The 19,332-nt window shown below is 71.1% G+C and carries 18 protein-coding genes and 1 tRNA gene; 7 read left to right on the top strand and 12 right to left on the bottom strand.

Annotated features, from left to right (window positions below):
* Positions 1–256: 256 nt before the first annotated feature.
* Positions 257–844, top strand: coding sequence for a response regulator transcription factor (locus ACZ4NB_RS07055; RefSeq protein ID WP_467658912.1), 588 nt, complete (start codon positions 257–259; stop codon positions 842–844).
* 852 nt (positions 845–1,696) lie between these two features.
* On the opposite strand, the gene ACZ4NB_RS07050 is transcribed toward ACZ4NB_RS07055, so the two are convergent.
* From ACZ4NB_RS07050 to galU, 7 genes are all read right to left on the bottom strand, one after another.
* Positions 1,697–1,769: transfer RNA gene (locus ACZ4NB_RS07050), tRNA-Ala, on the bottom strand.
* Positions 1,770–1,869: 100 nt separating this feature from the next.
* Positions 1,870–2,889: a divisome protein SepX/GlpR gene (gene sepX / locus ACZ4NB_RS07045; RefSeq protein WP_467658910.1), complete on the bottom strand. Its 1,020-nt coding sequence runs from the start codon at positions 2,887–2,889 to the stop codon at positions 1,870–1,872.
* A 151-nt stretch (positions 2,890–3,040) separates the two neighbouring features.
* The gene (locus ACZ4NB_RS07040) at positions 3,041–3,655 is read right to left on the bottom strand and encodes a GNAT family N-acetyltransferase (RefSeq protein WP_467658908.1); all 615 of its coding nucleotides are present in this window, start codon (positions 3,653–3,655) and stop codon (positions 3,041–3,043) included.
* Between the two features lie 14 nt (positions 3,656–3,669).
* The gene (locus ACZ4NB_RS07035; protein WP_430978149.1) at positions 3,670–4,173 is read right to left on the bottom strand and encodes a MogA/MoaB family molybdenum cofactor biosynthesis protein; all 504 of its coding nucleotides are present in this window, start codon (positions 4,171–4,173) and stop codon (positions 3,670–3,672) included.
* The gene (gene moaC, locus ACZ4NB_RS07030; protein WP_467658906.1) at positions 4,170–4,652 is read right to left on the bottom strand and encodes a cyclic pyranopterin monophosphate synthase MoaC; all 483 of its coding nucleotides are present in this window, start codon (positions 4,650–4,652) and stop codon (positions 4,170–4,172) included. The genes ACZ4NB_RS07035 and moaC overlap by 4 nt, the downstream gene beginning before the upstream one ends.
* A gap of 59 nt (positions 4,653–4,711) precedes the next feature.
* On the bottom strand, positions 4,712–6,064 hold the full coding sequence (glp, locus tag ACZ4NB_RS07025; protein WP_467658904.1) for a molybdotransferase-like divisome protein Glp: 1,353 nt from the start codon (positions 6,062–6,064) through the stop codon (positions 4,712–4,714).
* Positions 6,065–6,068: 4 nt separating this feature from the next.
* Positions 6,069–6,971, bottom strand: a complete 903-nt coding sequence (gene galU, locus ACZ4NB_RS07020) for a UTP--glucose-1-phosphate uridylyltransferase GalU (protein ID WP_393487677.1) — start codon at positions 6,969–6,971, stop codon at positions 6,069–6,071.
* Between the two features lie 111 nt (positions 6,972–7,082).
* Between galU and ACZ4NB_RS07015 the strand changes: the two genes are divergently transcribed.
* Positions 7,083–7,685, top strand: coding sequence for a 5-formyltetrahydrofolate cyclo-ligase (locus ACZ4NB_RS07015; protein WP_467658902.1), 603 nt, complete (start codon positions 7,083–7,085; stop codon positions 7,683–7,685).
* 121 nt (positions 7,686–7,806) lie between these two features.
* Here the strand turns inward: ACZ4NB_RS07015 and ACZ4NB_RS07010 are convergent, their stop codons facing one another.
* Positions 7,807–10,530 (bottom strand): penicillin acylase family protein, encoded by a 2,724-nt coding sequence (locus ACZ4NB_RS07010; RefSeq protein ID WP_467658900.1) that lies wholly within the window; start codon positions 10,528–10,530, stop codon positions 7,807–7,809.
* A 239-nt stretch (positions 10,531–10,769) separates the two neighbouring features.
* Between ACZ4NB_RS07010 and ACZ4NB_RS07005 the strand changes: the two genes are divergently transcribed.
* The 5 genes from ACZ4NB_RS07005 to ACZ4NB_RS06985 all read left to right on the top strand — a co-directional run bounded on the left by ACZ4NB_RS07005 (position 10,770) and on the right by ACZ4NB_RS06985 (position 17,110).
* A complete protein-coding gene (locus ACZ4NB_RS07005) occupies positions 10,770–12,251 on the top strand; it encodes a potassium/proton antiporter (protein ID WP_467658898.1) in 1,482 nt (493 codons plus the stop codon).
* A gap of 327 nt (positions 12,252–12,578) precedes the next feature.
* Positions 12,579–13,871, top strand: coding sequence for an MFS transporter (locus ACZ4NB_RS07000; protein ID WP_467658896.1), 1,293 nt, complete (start codon positions 12,579–12,581; stop codon positions 13,869–13,871).
* A 112-nt stretch (positions 13,872–13,983) separates the two neighbouring features.
* Complete coding sequence (locus ACZ4NB_RS06995) at positions 13,984–14,316, top strand: FmdB family zinc ribbon protein (RefSeq protein WP_467658895.1); 333 nt, start codon at positions 13,984–13,986, stop codon at positions 14,314–14,316.
* Between the two features lie 132 nt (positions 14,317–14,448).
* The gene (locus tag ACZ4NB_RS06990) at positions 14,449–15,330 is read left to right on the top strand and encodes an S-methyl-5'-thioadenosine phosphorylase (RefSeq protein WP_467658893.1); all 882 of its coding nucleotides are present in this window, start codon (positions 14,449–14,451) and stop codon (positions 15,328–15,330) included.
* Positions 15,331–16,648: 1,318 nt separating this feature from the next.
* Positions 16,649–17,110, top strand: a complete 462-nt coding sequence (locus ACZ4NB_RS06985; protein WP_467659180.1) for an MscL family protein — start codon at positions 16,649–16,651, stop codon at positions 17,108–17,110.
* A gap of 39 nt (positions 17,111–17,149) precedes the next feature.
* On the opposite strand, the gene ACZ4NB_RS06980 is transcribed toward ACZ4NB_RS06985, so the two are convergent.
* From ACZ4NB_RS06980 to ACZ4NB_RS06965, 4 genes are all read right to left on the bottom strand, one after another.
* Complete coding sequence (locus ACZ4NB_RS06980; RefSeq protein WP_467658892.1) at positions 17,150–17,416, bottom strand: hypothetical protein; 267 nt, start codon at positions 17,414–17,416, stop codon at positions 17,150–17,152.
* Between the two features lie 281 nt (positions 17,417–17,697).
* On the bottom strand, positions 17,698–18,174 hold the full coding sequence (locus tag ACZ4NB_RS06975) for a GNAT family N-acetyltransferase (protein ID WP_467658890.1): 477 nt from the start codon (positions 18,172–18,174) through the stop codon (positions 17,698–17,700).
* Between the two features lie 9 nt (positions 18,175–18,183).
* Entirely contained in the window at positions 18,184–18,393 is a 210-nt protein-coding gene (locus tag ACZ4NB_RS06970) for a hypothetical protein (protein WP_467658889.1), read from the bottom strand.
* A 183-nt stretch (positions 18,394–18,576) separates the two neighbouring features.
* Positions 18,577–19,110, bottom strand: coding sequence for an AMP-binding protein (locus tag ACZ4NB_RS06965; protein ID WP_467658887.1), 534 nt, complete (start codon positions 19,108–19,110; stop codon positions 18,577–18,579).
* Positions 19,111–19,332 lie beyond the last annotated feature (222 nt).

Here is a 19,332-nt window from a genome sequence, read left to right as displayed (position 1 = left end):
CGGAGACCGACACCCAGCTCGGCCGGCTCGCCGCCCCAACTCCGCTTGCTGGAAGGGCTACCGCCCAAGCAGCCCGACCGTACATGACCCTGCGGCGGCTCCGTGCCGGCCGTCGCGCCGCTGACGGCGCGCCGCTTCCGCGCACCCTGACAGGAAGTGGTCAGCGTCGGCTCCAGGCGCCCCCACCGGCGACTTCTCCGACCATCATCGTCGCATGCCGACCGCAGAGAGACGGAACGATGTGGAGAACGTACGCGTGGCAGGATCACCCGCCTTAGGCGGCAACCGCGGCTGTACCGAACGGGTGGCCGCCGGCGGCCCTCTCACCCCTCGTGAACTCGACGTCCTCCGGCTCATCTCCCGGGGACTGGCGAATCGTCAGATCGCCCGCGGCCTGGGCATCTCGGAGAAGACGGTCAAGAACCACCTCAGCGCGATCTACGCGAAGATCGGCGCGGCCGACCGCACCCAGGCGGCGATGTTCGCCCTCGCCACCGCCGGCACCGGCGCCCCGCGGACGGACGTCCGCGACGAGGAGCGACGCTTCTACCAGCGGGAAACGGCGGCCCCCGAGGGGCGCCCCGGACCGCGCAGCCGGCCCGCCGGCCTGACCGTTCGGGAGATGGACGTCCTTCGGCTGGTCACCCGCGGGATGACCAACCGGATGATCGCCTGTGACCTCGGCATCTCGGAGAAGACGGTCAAGAACCACCTCAGCGCGATCTACACCAAGATCGGCGCGGCCGACCGCACCCAAGCCGCCCTGTACGCGGTGACGAGCGGGCTGCGCGCACCGGCACGCCGGGTGGCCTTCTGCCTCGCCGCAGCACATCTCCCGGCCTGATCCGCCCCTTCTGGCAACACCCTGCCACCACGAAGGACCAGGTCGAAAAGGGCATACCTCGACGCGCCGGGTACCCCACACTGGACCGGGCAGAAGCCCGCGATGCCGGGAGGGGAGCGTCGTCGTGCGGAAGCGGTCCCACCACCAGCGCGGAGGCGTCACCGCGGTGCCCCACGGGACCCCCGACGCACCCGACCGCCCCTCCCGGCCCTCACCCCGCTCCCACACCGCCGGCCCACACCACCGGCCACTTGACGCCCTCGCAATGACGTGGACTTGGTGCAGGGCCGAGGTCTCCGATTCGTAGCAGACATCATCCGCGTCATGGCTGGAGACCAGGAGACCGCAGGGGTCCTCGGCCGCCGGCGCCACCGGAACGAGACGAAGAGGCCGGTCGCGGCTCTCGCCCAACTGGCGGCACGGCACCGCGATGTCGAAAGGACGGGGAAAGTCGATGGTCCGCAAAAGGTCCCGGCACTGACGGCGAAGGTGCCTGCGCCGCAGGAAGCCCGCTCTTCCCGCGGGCGCTCGCCGGCTGCCCAAGTGTGGCGGATGCTTCATCAGCGGCTCGTCCTCACACAGTAGTTCGCGCTCGACCGGCGTCGATCTCGCATGCGAAACGCCCCATGATGTCGGCACCGTGCGACCGCCGGCGGAAAGCCGCGATCGGGAACTTGAGGGATCGCCGCTGATCCCGGCGAGGAAGATCGCCCGGAGCACGGGCGCGACGACATCCGCGAGGCGCGACCGGCCGCTCGGGATGATCGGCCGGGCCCGACCCTCACCACGGCACGAGAAAGCCCCCACCGGATCTTCCCGGAGGGGGCTTTACTTCGCTGGTTACCACTAGGGTGGACCTGAGGGGATTCGAACCCCTGACCCCCTCGTTGCGAACGAGGTGCGCTACCAGCTGCGCCACAGGCCCTTGCGACGAGTGAAACTCTAGCATCCCGGTCGCGGTGCTCGGAAATCGCTTTCGATGCTGGTCAGCGGAGGAGCGTGCCGCGCGGCCGATGCGGCGTGGGTCACTCGTTCGCGGCGCGCGGGCGGTCCTCGTTCTCGTACTGGTCGAACAGGGGGGTGCGGCCGCGGGGGCGGCGGGCCGGGGCGTCGGGCTGGGGGTGGTCGGGGGCGGCGCTGGAGCGGGCGGAGCTCCAGGCGTCGTCGGCGTCCAGATCGACGTGGCTGGTGGCGCGCGGGGCGACCGGGGCGGTGACGTAGGTGGGGAGCGGGACCGGGACCGGCTCCCAGCTGCCGGCCGCGGGGCGCGGGCGCTCGCGCTCGCGCTGCTGGTCGACCCACTCGGCGTGGTCGGTCTCCTCGACCACCGCCCGACGGCCGGCGGTGTGCGCGGGCGGCGCGGCGCGGGGCGGTTCCGGGGCGGCGTCGACCGGGACCTCAGCGCGGGCGTCGGCCGGGTGGTCGTCGGCGGGCGGCTGGTCGGCCGCCTGCCGAGGGCGGGGCCGGCCCTCCCGCAGCCGCTGCGCCGCCGCCTCCGCCTTGCGCTGGTCCATGGTGAACGTGAAGCGGCGGCGCTCCTGGGCGCGCAGGTAAATGATGTAGGCGGTGAGCAGCAGGGCGGGCAGGGCGGGGGCCCACAGGAAGGGGATGCCACCCACCGCGGCGACGATGGCGCCGACCGTGAAGGCGAGGAAGAGGACCGTGATGGTGCGCCGGCGGCGGGCGAGGACCTTGGCCCGCTTGGCGCGCTCGGAGAGCGACGGGCGCGGCGGGGCGGGCTGCACCCGGGTGTGGTGGGCCTCGGACTCGTCTGCCGCGGGGTCGCCGAAGGGCCCGGCGGCGGCCTCGTCGGCCGGGGCGTCCGGGTCCTGCTCCTCGCCCGCATCGTCGGCGGGGTACTCCCCGCGCTCCTTGTCGTAGCGGCGCTGCATGCCCGCGCGTCCGGACAGCAGCCGGATGGCGGTGCTGAAGCGCTCGGTCGGACGGGCCTCGTTGAGCTCATCCTGTCTACGGAGCCACATCGGCACCAAGTAGGCGGCCCAGGCCCCGACGATGACTGCGTAGATGAGGCCGCTGCTTCTCACAACTCACACGGTAGAGGGGTTTGCAGGGGGCCATCCGCCAATTGGGCCGGTGTGTCGCACGATCTGGCTGATATCTCGAACTTTTTTGTGATGGTAGAGATCCGCGCCCTCACCAATCCGGCCAATCGGGAAATTTATTCGAACATTTATTTCATTTGTGGGGTGTGCCGGGCCGGCTGGGATTCCGGCGGCGCCAGCGGTTGAGCAGGCCCTCGGGCACCTCTTCGGCGGTGAGGGCGAAAACCGCGTGGTCGCGCCAGGCCCCGTCGATGTGCAGGTAGCGGGGCCGGATGCCTTCCTCGCGAAAGCCGAGTTTTTCGACCACTCGGCGGCTGGGGACGTTCTCCGGGCGAATGCAGACCTCAATACGGTGCAGCCCCACGGCACGGAAGCAGTGGTCGACGGCGAGCGCCACGGCGGTCGGGATCACACCGCGGCCGGCCACTTCCTGGTCGACCCAGTAGCCGATATGCCCCGAGCACATCGAGCCCCAGGTGATGCCGGCGACCGTCAGCTGCCCGACGAGCTGTCCGCGGTATTCGACGACGAACGGCAGCATCCGGCCGGCGTGTGCCTCCGCGCGCAGATGGCGGACCATCTGACGGTACGTGGGGCGGTGCGGCGGGGCCAGACCGGGCGGGGGCGGCGGGATGGTGGCTTCCCAGGGGCGCAGCCAGTCGCGGTTGCGGCGGTTGACCTCGCGCCAGGCCCGTTGGTCGCGCAGCCTTATCGGGCGGAGGGTGACATCACCATCCGTCAGGACCACCGGCCAGGGCGCGTTCAGCTCGGGCTCCCGGAGGGGCGGGGGTGGTCGCCGCCGCGGATCTGGTCCACGGCGTGCGGGAGGAGGTCGGCGAGGACGGCGAGGCCGTCGCGGACTCCGCCCGTCGAGCCGGGGAGGTTGACGATCAGCGTGGTGCCGGCGACACCGGCCAGGCCGCGGGAGAGGGCGGCGGTGGGGACCTTCTCGCGCCCCGCGGCGCGGATCGCCTCGGGGATGCCGGGCACCTCGTAGTCCAGGACGCGGCGGGTGGCCTCGGGGGTGCGGTCGGTGGGCGACAGGCCCGTGCCGCCGGTGGTGAGGACGACGGCGTAGCGGTCGGCGCCGACGGCCTCGCGGAGGGCGGCCTCCACCGGGTCGCCGTCGGGAACCACCCGTGGGCCGTCGACCTCGAAGCCCATGGCCGTCAGGCCCTCGGCGAGCAGCGGGCCGCCCTTGTCGGGGTAGACGCCGGCCGCGGCGCGGTTGGAGGCGGTGACGACCAGGGCGCGGGCGGGTCTCATGACCGGCTCCAGTCGCCGGACTTGCCGCCGGTCTTCTCCTCGACGCGGATGTCGGAGATCACCGCGGTCTTGTCGACGGCCTTGATCATGTCGACGACGGTGAGGGCGGCCACCGAGACGGCGGTCAGCGCCTCCATCTCCACGCCGGTGCGGTCGGTGGTCTTGACCGTGGCCGCGATCTCGACGGCGTCGTCGGTGAGGGAGAGGTCCACCTTCACACCGGAGACGGCCAGGGGGTGGCAGAGCGGAATCAGCTCGGGGGTGCGCTTGGCGCCCATGATGCCGGCGATCCGGGCGGTGGCCAGGGCATCGCCCTTGGGCATGCCCTCGCCCCGCAGCAACTCGATGACCTGCGGCGATACCAGGACCCGGCCGCGGGCCCGGGCCGTGCGGGCGGTGACCTCCTTCGCGGAGACGTCGACCATCCGGGCCGCGCCCGCCGCGTCGAGATGGGTGAGGTGTTGCTGCCCGCTGCTCATCGTTCTCCCGGTGGAAACTGCCGCCTGTGGGACGACACCGTACCCCCGGCGGCTCGGGCTCACCCGGCGGGCTGTCCCAGCGGGACGACCTCCACGCTCCCGCCCGCGGCGACCTCGGTGGTGTCCTCGGGGACGATGATCAGTGCGTTGGCGTGCGCCATGGCCTTGATCAGGTGGGAGCCGGCGCCGCCGACCGGGGTGACCGTGCCGGTCTCGGCGTCGTAGGAGCCGCGCAGGAACTGCCGCTTGCCCTTGGGCGAGGAGGCGATGGCCTCGGTGCACCGGGCGGGGACCGTCGGGCGGTGTACGTCGGCCAGGCCCATCAGGGCGCGGATGGCGGGGCGTACGAAGACCTCGAAGGAGACGTACGAGCTGACCGGGTTGCCCGGCAGGGCGAGGAGCGGGGTGCGGTCGGGACCGATGAGGCCGAAGCCCTGGGGCTTGCCCGGCTGCATGGCGAGCTTGCGGAACTCCACACCGCCGCCCGCGAGGGGCGAGCCGTCGGGCTCGGCGGCGGACAGCCCCGCGAGGGTCTCCTTGACCACGTCGTACGCGCCGACGCTGACCCCGCCGCTGGTGACGAGGATGTCGGCCCGGATGAGCTGGTCCTCCAGTGTGGCGCGGAGGGTCTCGGCGTCGTCGGCGACGGCGCCCACCCGGTAGGCGATGGCGCCGGCGGCGCGGGCGGCGGCGGCGAGCTGGAAGCTGTTGGAGTCGTGGATCTGGCCGGGGCCCAACGCCTCGCCGGGCTGGACCAGTTCGCTGCCGGTCGACATCACCACGACCCGGGGGCGGGGGCGGACCCGGACCGTGCCGTGGCCGAGGGCGGCGAGCAGGCCGATCTGGGAGGGGCCGAGGACCGTGCCCGCCGCGAGGGCCGGCTCGCCTTCGGTGACATCGCTGCCGCGGCGGCGGATATGGGCGCCGGCGGCCGCCGGGCGGTGGATGCGGACCGCACCGCCGGCGTCCTGCGGGGCGGCGCTGTGGGCGCGCATCGTGGCGGCCGGTCCACCGCCCGTGCCGCCGTCGGTCCACTCGACCGGGACGACGGCCTCGGCCCCGGGCGGCACGGGGGCACCGGTCATGATCCGGGCGGCCTGGCCGGGGCCGACCTCCGGCAGCTCGCCGCTGCCCGCCGCGACATCGCCGATGACGGTCAGGGCGACCGGGGCGGCTTCCGTGGCGCCCGCCACGTCGGCGGCGCGGACCGCATAGCCGTCCATGGAGCTGTTGTCGAAGGGCGGCAGGGCGACGGCGACCGTGATGTCCTCGACCAGGACGCAGCCCTGGGCGTCGAGGAGCTGCAGCTCGATCGGGTCCAGCGGGGCGATCTTGGACAGGACGTCGTCGAGATGCTCGGCCACCGACCAGACGCGGTCCTGGTGGCTGGTCCGGTCGGTGGCGTTGTTCAACGTCCTACATCTCCTCGGTGACGTAACTGCGCAGCCAGGTCCGGAAGTCCGGGCCCAGGTCCTCACGTTCGCATGCCAGTCTGACAATGGCACGCAGATAGTCGCCACGGTCGCCGGTGTCATAGCGCCGGCCCTTGAAGACCACGCCGTGCACCGGACCGCCCAGGGAGGGGTCGGCGGCCAGCACCTGGAGGGCGTCGGTGAGCTGGATCTCGCCGCCGCGGCCCGGGTCGGTCTTGCGCAGCACCTCGAAGACGGCCGGGTCGAGGACGTAGCGGCCGATGATCGCGAGGTTGCTGGGGGCCTCGGCCGGGTCGGGCTTCTCGACCAGGTCCGAGACGGTCACGACGTCGTCGTCGCCGGTGGGAGCGGCGGCCGCGCAGCCGTAGAGGTGGATGTTCGCCGGGTCGACCTCCATGAGGGCGATGACGGAGCCGCCGTACTGCTCCTGGACCTCGACCATGCGCGCCAGCAGCGGGTCGCGGGGGTCGATCAGGTCGTCGCCGAGGAGGACCGCGAAGGGCTGGTCGCCGACGTGCGGAGCGGCGCACAGTACGGCGTGGCCCAGGCCCTTGGGGTCGCCCTGGCGTACGTAGTGCATGGTCGCCAGGTCGCTGGATTCCTGCACCTTGGCGAGGCGGGACTCGTCGCCCTTGCGGTGCAGGGCCTCTTCGAGCTCGTAGTTGCGGTCGAAGTGGTCCTCAAGGGGGCGCTTGTTGCGGCCGGTCACCATCAGGACGTCGGAGAGCCCGGCTGCGGCCGCCTCCTCCACCACGTACTGGATGGCGGGCTTGTCGACGACCGGGAGCATCTCCTTGGGTGTGGCCTTCGTAGCGGGGAGAAACCTGGTGCCGAGGCCGGCTGCTGGGATGACAGCCTTGCTGATCCGTGTGTGCGATGGGGTCATGCGCGACACCATAACCGGCCCTATCGGAACGATGATGAGGGTCCGGTCAATAGAGCACGAGAGCGGGAGCAAGGGCACACAGTGAGCACGAACCACGATAGAAAGCGCAGGTTGCGGCGCGATCTCCTGGAGGTGAGGAGATCGTTGCCGGCGGATGTCATCGCGGCGACGGGTGAGGCGCTGGCCCGACGGACGCTGGAGCTGGACGAGTTGGCCCCTTATGTCGCCCCGCCTCCGGACGCCCCGCGACCCGAGACCCCGCCGACCGTCGCCGCATATGTCTCGATTGGCACCGAACCGTCCACCCGTGCCCTGTTGGACCGGCTGCGGGCGTCCGGGGTGCGGGTGCTGCTGCCGGTGCTGCTCCCGGATAACGATCTGGACTGGGCGCTCTACGAGGGCGCCGAGCGGCTCGTACCGGCGGGCTGGGGGCTGCTGGAGCCGGACGGCGAGCGGCTGACCCCGAAGGCCGTCACACAGGCGCAGGTGGTGCTGCTGCCGGGGCTGGCGGTGGACCGGCGGGGCCTGCGGCTGGGGCGCGGCGGCGGCTCGTACGACCGGGTGCTGGCGCGGCTGGAGCGCGCCGGTGCGCAGGCGTCGCTGGTGGTGCTGCTCTACGACGCGGAGGTGCTGCCCGAGGTGCCGGCCGAGCCGCACGACCGGTATGTGCACGCCGCGGTGACGCCGTCGGCGGTGCACCGCTTCCGGCACTGAGCACTACGGGCGGGCGGGCGGCGGGAACGCCGACGGGCGGGCCGGAAGACCTGTGCGGAGGTCTTCCGGCCCGCCCGTCGGTTTCGGAGGACGGCGGTGCCCCGGCGGGGCGGCGTCCGCCCTAGGGGGACAGCGTCAGGGTGTCCTTCCCCGCCTTCTTGACCGCCTCCTCGGTGAACGCCCAGGGAAGCAGCTCGCCCTTGGCCCACTTGTCCGTCTGGTCGTAGTAGTGGGTGTCGTAGGCGTGCCCGGAGGCGCCGGTGAGGTTGATCCAGCGGGACTTGTCGAGGTCGGCGAGGTTGACCACCATCCGCATCGACGGGACCCAGGTGACCTTGTAGCCGCCGGCGGCGTTCCAGCCGGTGGCGTCGACCGCGGCCTCACCGCCGCCGAGGTTCCACGGGCCGCGGTTGAACAGGCCCTGGAGCATGCCCGGCCCGTCGGTGCCCAGGGTCTGGTTCTTCAGGAACAGCTGGTGCAGCCGGCCCCAGCTCCAGTTGTCGATGTTCTTGCCCAGCTTGGAGGTCAGCTCGTAGCGCGCGTCGGTCATGGCGTGCGCGAGGAGCTGGTCGCGGTTCTTGTCGCCGGGCCGGCCGGGCCGGTCCTCGGTCTTCCACCAGGCGTTGTCCGGGTCGTCGAGGATGGTGCGGACGACCTCGTACCAGCGGTCGCCGCCGTCGGGCTGGGCGGTGTCGCCGTCCCGCTCACCGCATTCGCGGACGTAGGTGTCGTTCTCGTCGGCGGGACCGGTCTCGTCGGCCGGGCGGACGTTGAGGCACTGGCCCTGGACCCGCAGCTCCTTGGGCATCTTGTTGCCGAAGGCGAGCTTGAGGGTGTTGCGCCAGACGGCGTTGAAGTAGGCGGCCGCGGCGGAGTCGGGCTCCTGGGTGAAGTCCCAGCCCTCCAGCAGCTGCTGGGCGTCGCGGACGTAGGCGTCCTTGATGTCGATCTTCGTCAGGTAGGGCGTCAGCAGCCGGGCGATCTCGCTGCTGTTGTCCTTCTGGAAGGTCTGCATGTCGTCGGTGGAGACCTTGCCGCCGTCCTTGATCTTCGACTGGATCAGGTCGTTGATCCGCTGGCTGCGGGAGCCGTAGCCCCAGTCCTTGGTGATCAGGTAGGGGTACTTCTCGTCGACGACGGCCTGGTTGGCGGTGACGATGTAGCCGCGCTGGGGGTTGTACTCGTACGGCAGGGACTTCTGCGGGATGTAGCTCTTCCACTGGTAGGCGGGGTCCCAGCCGGGCGCCGGGAAGGTGCCGTCGAAGTGCCCGTCGCCCTTGCCGCGGACCGGGATCCGGCCGGGCGCCTGGTAGCCGATGTTGCCCTTGGTGTCGGCGTAGATCAGGTTCTGGGAGGGGACCTCGAAGTGCTCGGCGGCCTTGCGGAAGCTGCTCCAGTCCTTGGCGCGGTTGAGCTCGAAGACGGCGTCCATGGAGTTGCCGGGGTCCAGCGCGGTCCAGCGCAGCGAGACGGCGTAGCCGTCGCCGCGGTCCGGTGCGGCGTTGCCCACGGGGGCGTCCTTGCCGACGTTGCCGAGCTCGTCGTCGCGGTCGGAGACGATCGGCCCGTTGTTGGTGGAGCGGACGGTGATCTGGCGGCTCTCACCCCCGGCGACCTTGATGGTCTCCTTGCGGGTGGTGAAGGCCCGCTGCCGGTTGTCGTAGAGGTACCCGTCGGCGTTGATCTTCTCCAGGTACAGATCGGTGACGTCCGCGCCGAGGTTGGTCATGCCCCAGGAGACGTTCTGGTTGTGACCGATGACGACGCCGGGCATCCCGGAGAAGGTGAAGCCGGAGACGTCGTAGTTGCACTTGGGGCCGGTGCTACGGCAGTGCAGGCCCATCTGGTACCAGAGCGAGGGCATCTGGGGGGCCAGGTGCGGATCGTTGGCGAGCAGCGGCTTGCCGGTGGTGGTGTGCGCACCGGAGACGACCCAGGAGTTGGAGCCGATGCCGTTGCCGTTGGGGCCGAGCAGCGCCGGGATCTCGTCGAGGGTCTTGGACAGCGAGGACAGCTGCGTCTGCAGACCGCCGACGGCGGTGCCGTTGCCGGCGGGGGCGGAGTTGGCCGAGCGCTTGGGCGTGAACTGCTTGGTGGCCGGGTCGACCGTGCCGCCGTCGACGATCGGCTGGTTCCGCTTGTACGGGTACGCCGGGTAGAGCTGGGCGATCTGCTCCGGGCTGAAGCGGCTGGTCATCAGGGAGCGGTCGATCTCCTCCTGCATGTTGCCGCGCAGGTCCCAGGCCATCGCCTTGAGCCAGGCCACCGAGTCGACCGGCGTCCACTTGCCGGGCTTGTAGTCGTTCTCGAAGTCCAGCGCCGCGTACTCCAGGGACAGCGCCGACCCCTCGTGGTCCTTGAGGTAGGCGTTGACGCCGTCGGAGTAGGACTGGAGGTTCTTCTTGGTACTGGGGGAGAGCTTGGTGTCGTACTCCTTCTGCGCCACGTGGTGCCAGCCGAGGGTGCGCAGGAAGGAGTCGGTCTTGACCTGGCTCTTGCCGAACATCTCCGACAGCCGGCCCGCGGTCATATGGCGCCGGACGTCCATCTCCCAGAAGCGGTCCTGGGCCTGCACGTATCCCTGCGCGCGGAAGAGGTCCTCGTCGGTGTCGGCGTAGATCTGCGGGATGCCGTTGGCGTCGCGGACCACGTCCACCGGGTTGGTCAGGCCCGGGAGTTTGAGCGAGCCGGTGGTCTGCGGGATGGAGGCGCGTACGGTGCTGACTCCCCAGAACGCGCCGAAGCCGATGCCCGCCACGAGCAGCAGCACGACAGTGATCGCGACGAGACGGCCGCGCCGCCCCTTTTTCTTCCTGGGGACTGGGCCGGACTTGTTGGCGGGCATCTCGGTCCTTCGAGGGGCAGGGTGGGAGTGCTGGAGCAACCATAGGCGCACGGGTTCGGCGACCCCTACGCGGAGTCACCACCAGCACATCCGACTTTCAAGCAATGGTAAATTGTTAGCCTCAGTAACTAGATACGGTAAGGAAAGCTACCCAACGGCCCACCGCCCGAACCTGTGCGAGGAAGGACCAGCTCCTGACTGTCGAACACCTCAACGAACTCCTGCTGATCTGCTCACTCGTGCTGCTCATCGCCGTCGTCGCAGTACGGGTTTCCTCGCGCAGCGGGCTCCCCAGCCTGCTCATCTACCTGGGGATAGGCATCGCCATGGGGCAGGACGGCATCGGCGGCGTCGCCTTCGACGGCGCCGAGCTGACCCAGATCCTCGGCTATGCCGCACTGGTCGTGATCCTCGCCGAGGGCGGCCTGGGCACCAAGTGGAAAGAGATCAAACCGGCCCTGCCCCAGGCGGCGGCGCTCTCGACGATCGGCGTCGCGGTGAGCGTGGGGGTCACCGCGGCCGGAGCGCATTATCTGGCCGGAATTGACTGGCGCCAGGCGCTGCTGATCGGCGCCGTGGTCTCCTCGACCGACGCCGCGGCGGTCTTCTCCGTACTGCGCAATGTGCCGCTCCCGTCCCGCCTGACGGGTGTCCTGGAAGCCGAATCCGGCTTCAACGACGCCCCGGTGGTCATCCTCGTCGTCGCCTTCTCCACGGCGGGTCCGGTCGAGGAGTGGTACGTCCTGCTCGGCACCATCGCCCTGGAACTGGCGATCGGCGCCGCCGTCGGCCTGGCCATCGGCTGGCTCGGTGCGTACGGAATGCGCCATGTGGCACTGCCCGCCTCCGGCCTCTACCCGATCGCCGTCATGGCCATCGCGGTCTCGGCGTACGCCGCCGGCGCACTGGCGCACGGCTCCGGCTTCCTCGCCGTCTATCTGGCCGCGGTGATACTCGGCAACGCCAAGCTGCCGCACGCACCGGCCACCCGCGGCTTCGCCGAGGGCCTCGGCTGGATCGGCCAGATCGGCATGTTCGTGCTGCTGGGCCTGCTGGTCACACCGCACAAGCTGGTCGACGACTTCGTGCCCGCGCTGGTGATCGGGCTGATCCTGACGATCGTGGCCCGGCCGGCGTCGGTGTTCACCGCGCTGCTGCCGTTCCGGGTGTCCTGGCGGGAGAAGACCCTGCTGTCCTGGGCCGGGCTGCGCGGCGCGGTACCCATCGTGCTGGCCACCATCCCGATGGTGAGCGATGTGCCCGGCAGCGAACGGGTCTTCAACATCGTCTTCGTCCTGGTCGTGGTCTACACCCTCGTCCAGGGGCCGACGCTGCCGTGGCTGGCCCGGCGGCTGAAGCTGGGCAACGGCAAGGAGGCCGCCGACCTGGGCATCGAGTCGGCTCCCCTGGAGCGGCTGCGCGGCCATCTGCTGTCGACGTCCATCGGGCCGACGTCCCGTATGCACGGCGTCGAGGTCGGCGAGCTGCGGATGCCCGCGGGGGCCGCGGTCACCCTCGTCGTCCGGGACGGCGCCAGCTTCGTGCCCTCGCCGACCACGGTGCTGCGGCGCGGCGACGAGCTGCTGGTGGTGGCCACGGATCAGGTGCGCGACGCGGCCGAGCGGCGGCTGCAGGCGGTCTCCCAGGGCGGCAAGCTCGCCGGCTGGCTGGGGACGGGCGGCCCCTCGGGGCGGCACCACCACGAGCAGGGGCCGCGCTGACCGCGGGCCCGGCCCTCGCGGCGCCGCCGCCCCGGAAATGTGCTGCAGATCTCCACGGAACCCAAGGAAATTCGCGTGAAGCCCTGGTTAATCCCAGGGCTTCACGCGCTTGGGCCTGTAGTATGAAAAGGAACAATGACGAACCAACTCTGCCTGACGCAGAGCTGGCGCGACCGCTCGGCGGCCGCGGTCCCCTGCCACACGCAGCCACCTCTCGGGGTGCGGACCATGCGGTATCACTCGGTCCTGCGCGAGAGGACAGCTCTCGGCGCGTGCCTGTGACGACCTCGCGGGTGGCGCGCTACCAGGCGGCAGAAAGGCCCGGCCGTGGCATCCGCGGTCAAGGACTCCCGTCCCGGTTACGGACAACTGCTCCGCACCCCAGGTGCATGGACATTCCTGCTGCCCGGCTTTCTGGCCCGGCAGCCCTTCGCGATGCTGACCATCGGCATCGTGCTGCTCGTCGAGTCCACCACCGGCTCCTACGGCACCGCGGGCGCGGTGTCCGCCGCCACCGGTGTCTCGATGGCGCTCTTCGCCCCGCAGAGCGGCAAGCTCGCGGACCGCTTCGGCCAGCGCGCGGTGCTGATCCCCGGCGTCCTGGTCCATGTCGCCGGCGTCACGGCCCTGATCATCCTGGCCCTCGCCCACGCCCCCCTGTGGGCACTGCTCGCCGTGGCCGTCCCCACGGGCGCCTCGACTCCGCAGGTCGGCCCGATGGTGCGGGCCCGCTGGGCCTCCCGGCTCGGCGGCAGCCCGTTGATGCCGACGGCCGCCGCCTTCGAGTCGGTGACCGACGAGTTCACCTTCGTGGTCGGCCCCGTCCTGGCGACCGCGCTGTGCACGGGCATCCACCCGGCGGCCGGCCTGATCGCCGAGGCCGCGCTGACGCTGGCCGGCGGGCTGCTCTTCGCCTCGCAGCGGCGCAGCCAGCCCCCGGTGCACCGGGCCGGGGCCGGCGACCGGCCGCGCGTCTCGGCGCTGTCGGTGCCCGGCGTCCGCGTCCTGATCGTGGCGTTCCTCGGCATCGGCGCCGTCTTCGGCGGTATGCAGGTCTCGCTGACCGCGTTCACCCAGGACATCGGGCAGCCCGGCATCAACGGCGTGCTCTACGGGATCTTCGCCGGCGGCAACATGCTCGCCGGTATCGCCTGCGGCGCGATCGCCTGGAAGGTCGGCCCGCGGCGCCGGCTGCTGGTCGCCTACGGCCTGCTGGCGCTGGCCACGACTCCGCTGTGGGCGGTGACCGCCGTGCCGCTGCTGGGCGCCGTCGGCCTGGTCGTCGGCCTGTGCATCGCCCCGGCCCTGATCACCGGCTACACGCTCGTCGAGTCGCTGGTGCCGGCCGCCGCCCGTACCGAGGCATTCACCTGGCTGACCGGCGCGGTCGCACTGGGCCAGGCGGCCGCGGCCACCTCCGCCGGCCAGCTGGCGGACGGCTTCGGCCCGAGCACCGGCTTCCTGGTGCCGCTGGCGGGCACGGTGCTGGCCCTGGTGGTGCTGGTCGCGCTCCGCGCCCACCTGCTGCCGCGCTCCTCGACCGTGGTCGCCTCCCAGGGCGACGCCACCGTCTCCCCCGCTGCCGCCGACGACCGGGAGCGGGAGCTGACGAGCGCCTGAACGGACGTGGAGTCGGTCACCGTATCCCCGTCCCGGTGGACTGACGGGCCGGAATACTGCAAGATGGAGCGTCGTTAGCACTCATCGAGTGAGAGTGCCAGGAGGAAGTCAAGTGCCGACGTACCAGTACCAGTGCACCGAGTGCGGCGAGGGCCTAGAGGCGGTGCAGAAGTTCACTGACGACGCGCTCACGGAGTGCCCCAGCTGCAGCGGACGCCTCAAGAAGGTGTTCTCCGCGGTCGGCATCGTCTTCAAGGGCTCCGGCTTCTACCGCAACGACAGCCGCGGTGCGTCGTCCAGCAGCAGCCCGGCGAAGAGCTCCTCCTCGTCGAGCGGCACGTCCTCCTCGGACTCCGCCGGCTCCTCGTCGAGCAGCTCCGACTCCGCGTCCTCCACCCCGGCCGCGGCCTCCAGCAGCACGTCGAGCACCAGCTCCGCGGCCTGACCGCACCCCGCACCTCTTCGGACCCCGCCGTCTTCCCGGACGGCGGGGTCCGGTCGTTCCGGCGCCCCACGCGGCGTCCGAAATCGCTGATCGCGCGGCCCACCGGCGCGGGGCCCCGATAGTGTGGCCCGCATGGCTGAAGCGGAGATAGGTGTCATCGGCGGTTCGGGGTTCTACTCCTTCCTCGACGACGTGACCGAGATCACGGTGGACACCCCCTACGGTCCCCCCAGCGACTCGCTGTTCCTGGGCGAGATCGCCGGCCGCCAGGTCGCCTTCCTGCCCCGGCACGGCCGCGGCCACCACCTCCCGCCGCACCGCATCAACTACCGCGCCAACCTGTGGGCGCTGCGCTCCGTCGGCGTACGGCAGGTCCTCGGCCCGTGCGCGGTCGGCGGTCTGCGCCCCGAGTACGGCCCCGGCACGCTGCTCGTCCCCGACCAGCTCGTCGACCGCACCAAGGCGCGCCCGCAGACCTACTTCGACGGCCACCCGCTGCCGGGCTCCGCTTCCGGGGACGCACCAGAGAGCGGCGGCGGAACGAAGTGGAGCGGGAGCGTCCCCAACGTCGTCCACCTCACCTTCGCCGACCCGTACTGCCCCACCGGGCGTCAGGCCGCCCTCACGGCCGCCCGCGGCCGTGACTGGGAGCCGGTCGACGGCGGCACGCTGGTCGTCATCGAGGGTCCGCGCTTCTCCACCCGCGCCGAATCGCGCTGGCACGCCGCCCAGGGCTGGTCGGTGGTGGGCATGACCGGCCACCCCGAGGCGGTCCTGGCCCGCGAACTGAGCCTGTGCTACACCTCGTTGTCGCTGGTCACCGACCTGGACGCGGGCACCGAGACCGGCGATGGCGTCTCCCACGAAGAGGTGCTGGCCGTCTTCTCCCAGAACGTCGGGCGGCTGCGCGAGGTGCTCTTCGACGCGGTCGCCGCACTGCCCGACAACACCGCCAGGGACTGCCTGTGCGTCGACGCCCACGCGGGCTGGGACCTGGGCATCGAGCTGCCGTGAGGCGGTGACGGGGCGCACGTCGCGACGGGGTGTACGTCGTGACGGGGCGCACGTCGTGACGGGCGTCCTGGCGACGCGGGGTGCCCTGGTGACGTGGGGTGACGGGGTGACGTGAGCCTGGCGTCCGGTCCCTCTCCCGGGTGGCCGGGTTGTCCACAACGGCGGGGCCGTCCACAGGCCGGAGCGGGCGGGCGCGAACTGCGGCACGGTGGGACGTAGCCCAAGGCAACCCCCTCCTCACAGGCGGTCCTCCATGCCCAGCACCTTCACCGACCCGACGCCGCAGACCCTCCGCTCAGCCCCGCAGCCCGACCCGCCTCTTCCCACACCCCCGCGCCGCGAAGTGGCGCAGTTCGCGCCGGTGCGGGTCGCACCCGCCCGTCATCGGTTGCGAAGGTTCACGCGACAGCGCCGTGGAGCCCTGGCGGGAGTCATCATGACCGCGGCCGCACTGGTCATTTCCGTGCAGACAGACGCCGGCGGCGCAAGAACGCGGTGCTCGGCGCACATCACCCCACACAAAGATCGCTTTATGCGACCCGACGGACGTCCGCACGACGCCATAGCCCGGGAATGAGAACTGCGTCACCATTCGAAAGTCTTCGCCTCGGCGCACGTCTGATCGCCATAGCGCTCATCACAGCGGCCACATTCCGGAGAACTTTCAACGAACTTCCATAGGCGACGGACGGCCATATTCGCCCGCTCTCCCCGACCTCTTTTCCCCGCTTACCCGCAGACTTCCTTGAGCTTGTCACTGCCCGCCTCAAGTCGGTCACGCAGCCGGGGCGAGAACTTCACGATCGCCACCCCTTAAACCACGCCTTGTCATCCGAGAATCACTTATTGGCGACGACGATCCGCCCGGTGCCGTGGGCGCCCGCCCTGAGAGGGAGCAGCGCACAGGGCGGGGACAGCGCGGGGACGGCCGGCCCGGCGGGCAGCAGGCTTCCCCCACGTTGCGGAGCAAGAATTTCCCCATCCCCCGCCTTCTTCTGGTCTGACCCGGCAGCAATCGGACATCAAACGTCCATACGTGACCATGAAACGGAAGGGAAGGTATTCGGCCACGCACCACACGATCGACCCGCCTCACCGCACCGCACCGCACCGCCGCCCGATGAAGCAAAGCGGAGATCACCCATATTTCGACCAGCCCCCGAAGGGATCCCTTATGGGAAAACATCTCACATGACCGGAGTTGCGCAGCCTGAGCAGGTCCGGGATCATCCTTCGAGGCGCATCGGCCAGACAAGAAGGGTCCTCATAGGTGAGCACGGAGAAGAGAAGCGTCCTCGCAGGCTTCCGGGAATTCCTGATGCGAGGCAACGTCGTCGAACTCGCGGTCGCGGTCGTCGTCGGTGCGGCGTTCACCAACATCGTCAACGCGGTGGTGAAGGGCGTCATCAGCCCCATCGTCGGCGCCCTCGGCTCGCAGAATCTGGACCACTACCAGTCCTGCTTGACCGCGACGTGCGCCAAGGACCCCAAGACGGGCGCGTTCACCGACGGCATCTACATCCTCTGGGGCTCGGTGCTGAGCGCCGCGCTGACGTTCCTGATCACCGCCGCGGTCGTCTACTTCCTCATGATCCTTCCGATGAACAAGTGGAAGGAACGCCAGGACGCCAAGAAGCCGGTCGATGACGCCCCGGCGCCCCAGACCGAGGTCGAGCTGCTCGCCGAGATCCGCGACGCGCTGATCGCCCAGCGGGGCGGCTCGCCGACCCTGCCGTCCTCCGCCTCGGGGACCATCGGCTCCCAGAAGACCCACGAGTAGCAGGCGTCAGAGCCGGCACATGCCGCCCCCTCGCCTCGCTCAGAGGTGGTGGGGCGGCTTTTCGTCGAGGAAGCGGGCGAGATCGGCGGCGCTGTCACCGCCGGCCGGGCGCTCGCCCCAGCCGCGATCGGTGTCGTCGGAGGACTGCTGGTTCAGCGGGTCGTCGAAGATCAGCCTCGCGGCGGGCCTGCGGGCCGGGCGCGGTACCGGCGCAGCGGCCGGAGCCTGGGGGCCGCCGCCGTCGCCATCGGTAGCGGCGATGGCCTCGGGCCCAGGGGTCTGCTCGGATTCGGGGGTGGTGCTCACTTCTCCAGGGTACGGGCGGGCCGGGCACCGCCGCCGTTCACCACAGCTATGGCCTGTCCGATGGGTCGGGGTCGGGCCCGGCCAGGACCCATCGGACAGGTCCTAGGCAGACCGGTGCGCGTGAGCAGTCGGCCACGCCGCCGGTCAGCCGCTCGGTCGGACAGTCGGTCGGTTTCGCGGCGGCGAGCGCCGCTGCCGGCAGTTCGCGGCCCCAGTCGGTGAGGCAGTCGGTCGGGCAGTCGGTCGGGCAGCCACGCGCAGCCGGCCGGCCGGTGAGGCAGTCAGTCGGTCAGGTCGAGCTCGCCGACGACCTGGTCGCCGCTCAGCTCTCCGGTTCGGACGAAGCCGAGTCGCCGGTAGAACCGTTCCGGGCCGTGCTCCCCCGGGACCCAGCTCACCGTCGCCCGGCTCTGCCCGCGCCCGCGGATCTCCTCGCACACGGACTCCACGGCGAAGCGGCCATAACCGCGGCCCTGTTGGTCGGCGGCGATGTTCAGGCGCCAGATTCCCGAGCGCAGCCTGTCCTGCGGGTTCTCCGGGTCGAAGCGGACGAGGAAGAAGCCCATGACGAAGCCCACGAGCTGTTCGCCGTCGAAGACCAACCGGGGCCAGGCGATCTCGGGCTGCGCATACGCCTCGGCCAGCGACCGCGCCACCGGCGCCACCAGCCCCTCCTGATCCGGCCGCACCTGCAGCCGGCATGCGGCCTCGACATTGTCCGGTGTGACCTTCTCCAGGCGCAGCGATGAGGGCGTCATGCCAGGAAGCTACCGGCCGCTCGCCGGGGACTCGACCGATTGAGCGGCGCCCTCGGCGGACCGGCCCTGGCTGCCCTTGTCATGGGTGGGTACGGGGTGCGGGCGCTGCCCGTCATGGGGCCGGGTCGGCGGGCTCTGGGAGGCGTGTCTGCGTCTGCGGGGGCGATTGCGGTCGGTACCGGGGAGCGGATGGCGCGCGGAGACCTGGTCGTGGGGCATGGGTGATCACCCTTCCGTTGGCCGTGGCACAGGTCCGTCGGGTGCGGCACAGACCTCCTCGGCCGTGGCACACAGGTCCCACGCTAGGTAGCGCGGGGGCCGACTGCCTGTTTTTGCGGCCTTATCGGGTGAGTGCCCCCGAGGATGCCGGGCGTCCGCGGAGTCAGGGGGCGGCCATGACCGTCAACGGCTCTTCGCCGCCCCCTCCAGCGCCTCGTGCCACCACATGTCGCGGCCGGGCTTCCAGGACACCGGACGCGAGCAGCGGTTCACCACCAGCACCGTGCGATCGGACGCGCCCCCCGCGGCCGCGCCTCGCGCCAGTGCGTGGTCGAGCAGCGCCTTCACCGGTCGTACGGACCCGTCCCAGAACGCCGCGTCCGCCGTGATCACCACCCGGGCGTCCGACTCCCGGGTGCGCGCGACCAGTTCGGGCACGGTCAGCGAGACCGGCAGCGTGGTACGTATCGCATCCAGCCGGCCGCAGGCGAGGGTGGCGATCACCGACTCCGGGACCAGTGGCAGATGGACCGCGACCCGGTCGCCGGCCCGCACCCCGAGCCGGGCGAGCGCGGCGGCGGCCCGGGCGGCCTGGTCGAGGAGCATGCCGTGCGTCAGTTCCTCCAGACGCCCCGGCTCCCCGCTCCAGGTGAGGGCGACCCGCGACGCGTCCGGCTCTTGAACTTCGCGGGCGTCTTCTACATGCTCTGAGATCACACGGCGCAACATGCGGATCAGCATGTAGATCACCGATCAACGATCGCTGAACGTCCGCTGTACGGGGCCGGCGCCCGCCCCTTCCCGCACCACCGCGGCAACACCCTTACGGGCTCTTCCCCAGAGGAACTTCCCCTACGGGACCGCCTCCTCAGGGTCCTGCTGCCCGCGGTTCCCGGGCCTGCTGCCCACGGCCACTACTGTCCACGGCTCCGCCGCGTA

This window comes from Streptomyces sp. NPDC026575, from assembly GCF_055567415.1.
This window is presented reverse-complemented; position numbering and strand designations above follow the sequence as displayed.